This window comes from Gluconobacter sp. P1D12_c (genome assembly GCF_018812105.1).
GTDB classification, from domain to species: domain Bacteria; phylum Pseudomonadota; class Alphaproteobacteria; order Acetobacterales; family Acetobacteraceae; genus Gluconobacter; species Gluconobacter oxydans_A.
Genome location: NZ_JACSIQ010000049.1, coordinates 1 through 1,994, shown reverse-complemented (window position 1 = coordinate 1,994; position 1,994 = coordinate 1). Strand labels below are relative to the sequence as shown.

Sequence of the window (1,994 nt, the reverse complement as noted above, 5' to 3'; positions counted from 1 at the left end):
CGGTCATCCGCTCGCGTGTCGAGCATGTCTTTGCCGATCAGAAGTCACAGACGGGGCTGTTTGTCCGGACTGTCGGTATCAGTCGAGCCACCATGAGGATCGGGCTCGCCAATATCGTCTACAATATGCGCCGCCTCCTCTTCCTCGAAAGATTGAACGCGAGCGCATAGCCATCCAGCGAGAGACAACTCCCAATCTGCTCAAAACGCAGACTGGACGCCATCGCAAAAACCGTCAATCAAATCGCCAAAACCCAGAAATTACCGGCCAAGCACATCAATCAAGGGTTCTTCGATCCCTCCAAGTGGTTTTTTTCCTTTTTTGCACTGACGGTCGTGTTCGATCTGATCGATACGCTCATCAAAGGGCCGGTACATTATGCCTTATTCTCGATCGAATACTGGTTCCGTGTGCCGGTCTATCTCGTGTTATGTGGTATCGCGATCGCCTCGACCAGTCGTCGGTTTCATATCGGGTTTGTGAGCCTTGGCCTGCTTTACGAGATTTCGTGGATCATCCGACATTTCGAACGGTTATCGTAAAGCTCGACCAGAATTTGAATTTAACACAGTTCTGAAAATGACCTTTGCCATTCCTGACGAATGGCAGCTTTCTGTGATATTCGTCGGAGAACAGATATTCCGCTTTCCCCCCCCCAACCAGCCGCGACATCGAGAAATGGTTACAAGCCTGGGTGAGCTGAAATGTCTCTCGCAGAGAGCGCCAGAAACGATCGGACTGTCTTTCCAGGGGCCGCCTTTGCCGTAGACGAGCGTCTGTGGAACATGCCTCGAAAAGACCTTTGCGGGTCTTTTTTGTGCCCCGCCCCCTATGTCCGATAAAAGAGATTAACGGATGTAAATTTACCTTGTCAGGCTTGCTGAGAACGGTCGGCCCAATGAGACAGGGAAGGGCCTCTTAGGTAAGTTCAAGGCAATAGAAATTCTACCATGTAAAGCATCCGTTTACATTAGCAACGTAAAGCTGTAGGTTACATCTATGGAGATCGACAGCATCAGTCACAAAGGCCTGCGCCGATTTTTTGAAACAGGTAATGCTAAAGGTCTGGTTGGCGATGTGACCCGGCTTCGGAAGATGTTGGCATTCATTGATGCCGCAGCGTCATTAGACGAACTTGCTGTTCCTCCAAATTATGGGTTGCACCCATTGACGGGGGATCGCGCAGGCACTTGGTCAATGACGGTCACCAAAAACTGGCGTCTGACGTTTCGCCTGAACGAGCAGGGTTCACTCTGCGATATGACACTGGAGGATTATCATGGCGCTTAAAATGCATGCCTCACTGGCCGTTCATGTGGGTGACTGGCTCAAAACGGAGATCCTGGAACCTTATAATATCAAGGTGAACACCGTTGCAGAACATTTTGGCGTCTCGCGCCAGTCGATCAGTGCTCTTCTGAATGGACGGTCCAACCTGTCCGCAGACATGGCCATTCGGTTTGAAAAGGCCTTTGGAGTACGCGCCGATACCCTGATGCGTATGCAGAGTGCTTTCGAGTTGGCTCAGGCACGAACGCATGAAGCCAATTTGAACGTCCAGCATTTCAATCTCGTCGCACCTTCCAGTACTGAACAACGGACGATTTAAGGTCTGCTTAGGCTCAGGACTCATAGCCAGAAGATGACGGTTGCGGCGAGGCAGATGGCTGAGAAGAAGACGGTGCCGCATCTGTCATAGCGTTTTGCGACCCGCCGCCAGTCCTTGAGGGGGCCGAACATGATTTCGATGCGGTTGCGTCTTTTGTATTTTCGCTTGTCGTATTTGACTGGCTTTCCGCGGGATCTCCGTCCCGGAATGCAGGGCCTGATCCCTGTTTCCTCCAAGGCATCCCGGAACCAGTCAGCATCATAACCCCGGTCCGCCAGCATCCACTGTGCCATGGGCAGGCTGTCCAGCAGAGCAGCGGCACCGGTGTAATCACTGACCTGTCCCGCCGTCATGAAGAAGCTCAGCGGTCGTCCGTTCTGATCCG

The 1,994-nt window shown here is 52.2% G+C and carries 4 protein-coding genes and 1 pseudogene; 4 read left to right on the top strand and 1 reads right to left on the bottom strand.

Going from position 1 to position 1,994, the window contains the following annotated elements; translation table 11 throughout:
- The 4 genes and pseudogenes from KP705_RS15370 to KP705_RS15355 all read left to right on the top strand — a co-directional run.
- Positions 1-170: pseudogene (locus KP705_RS15370) on the top strand (IS5/IS1182 family transposase); the annotation flags it as partial.
- Between the two features lie 165 nt (positions 171-335).
- Complete coding sequence (locus KP705_RS15365) at positions 336-542, top strand: hypothetical protein (protein ID WP_244974574.1); 207 nt, start codon at positions 336-338, stop codon at positions 540-542.
- A 457-nt stretch (positions 543-999) separates the two neighbouring features.
- The gene (locus tag KP705_RS15360) at positions 1,000-1,290 is read left to right on the top strand and encodes a type II toxin-antitoxin system RelE/ParE family toxin (RefSeq protein WP_061509870.1); all 291 of its coding nucleotides are present in this window, start codon (positions 1,000-1,002) and stop codon (positions 1,288-1,290) included.
- Positions 1,280-1,609: a HigA family addiction module antitoxin gene (locus KP705_RS15355; RefSeq protein WP_061509869.1), complete on the top strand. Its 330-nt coding sequence runs from the start codon at positions 1,280-1,282 to the stop codon at positions 1,607-1,609. The genes KP705_RS15360 and KP705_RS15355 overlap by 11 nt, the downstream gene beginning before the upstream one ends.
- Positions 1,610-1,629: 20 nt before the next feature.
- Here KP705_RS15355 and KP705_RS15350 read toward each other — a convergent pair.
- Positions 1,630-1,994: IS5 family transposase (locus KP705_RS15350; RefSeq protein ID WP_215764769.1), on the bottom strand; the 365-nt coding region annotated here is incomplete at its 5' end.

Coding starts and splice junctions, on each gene's coding strand:
- KP705_RS15360 (WP_061509870.1), top strand. CDS start 1,000: ATGGAGATCGACAGCATCAGTCACAAAGGCCTGCGCCGATTTTTTGAA.
- KP705_RS15355 (WP_061509869.1), top strand. CDS start 1,280: ATGGCGCTTAAAATGCATGCCTCACTGGCCGTTCATGTGGGTGACTGG.